The organism is Photobacterium sanguinicancri (assembly GCF_002265265.1).
GTDB lineage: Bacteria > Pseudomonadota > Gammaproteobacteria > Enterobacterales > Vibrionaceae > Photobacterium > Photobacterium sanguinicancri.
This window is the reverse complement of record NZ_NOIF01000370.1, coordinates 1-1,250: the sequence shown is the minus strand read 5'-3', so window position 1 is coordinate 1,250 and position 1,250 is coordinate 1. Positions and strand designations below refer to the sequence as shown.

1 protein-coding gene is annotated in these 1,250 nt (G+C 37.8%); it reads right to left on the bottom strand.

Annotation, left to right across the window (positions count from 1 at the left end):
- Nucleotides 1–47 precede the first annotated feature (47 nt).
- Entirely contained in the window at nucleotides 48–1,064 is a 1,017-nt protein-coding gene (locus ASV53_RS24080; protein ID WP_094959000.1) for a hypothetical protein, read from the bottom strand.
- Nucleotides 1,065–1,250 lie beyond the last annotated feature (186 nt).

Sequence of the window (1,250 nt, the reverse complement as noted above, 5' to 3'; positions counted from 1 at the left end):
GTCATAATGTCACCTGTTAACTTATGAGGTGATAATATCACCTCTAACTAAGTGACCAAATTCACTATGCCACTACATTGGGTAAGTGTCGAGTAAGGAAGCGCTTGTGTCATTGTTGCGTTAAAAGCAGTAGGACGATCGCCTTTTACAATATCGACATAAAAACCATCATGGGTTGCTGCTTGGTTTGAATGGATAGATTTATAAGTAACGTCGACATAAGTTCTACCCACTTTTAATGCTTGGATGGTACCAGATGTCTGATCGATGCTAATAATTTCAGGGTCATTTGCACTGAATGTGTAAGTCGCTTCACTACTTAACGTTTGATGAAGTGGCTGTGCACCAAACTTCATTTCTATATTAGAGAAGTTGTTAGTAATTGCTTCTTTAATATCAATCTTAAATGGGATCTTGTAGCCAGCGTAGTTTGGGTTACCAGTATCGACAATAAATCCAGTAGCAACGCCTGGGTTTTTAGGCGTGATTGTAAATCTATAACCACCTACATATTGAAGATCAACAAGTGTACTAGATCCAGAATCAAGCTCTACGCTTAAGTTCCCGCGAGCATTATCAACGGTAAAATATCTCGATGTATCTTTTTGGTCTAGGATGACTTCTTTTAATAATGGGGTAGGTGCTTGTGCCTTTTTAACTTTAACAGTAAAGGTTGAGCTAGAAGTTTGGTAGTCATCACTTGTGTCAGTTACTTTATAGGTGAGTTCACCTGCATTAAGTATGGTTAACGTATTCGAGAAAGGATCAAGTTCAGCAACATTGTTATAGTCAGTGCTGACTTGTTCATAGGTTAAGTTACCCATTTGGTTTTGGATCAACAGTGTAATGTCACTTTTTTCGCCATAGGTGATCTCAATGTCTTCAATATTGAGTTGCATCCGAGGCTGTTTTGATGGCTTAGCATCGGGGGTAGGCAGGGTTGTGGTGGGTTTCGTTGGCTCAGGTGTAACTGCTGGTGAGACTGGTTCACCACCACCTCCGCCACCACATCCAGTAAGTAATAGACTTGTTGATATTAATATTGTAAGTGTTTTATATTTCATATAATAAATTTATGTTGTGGAATGGTTGTATTTTATAATTGAGCGTAACATTTGAACGGTGTTCTTATTAGAGGGTGAATTTATTACAAAATGTAAATATTCTCAATGGGTATATGTGAATTATTGCTATATATGTAGAGATAAGAGGGGACGTTAATAGATGTATTATGTATGGTTGTTTTTGGG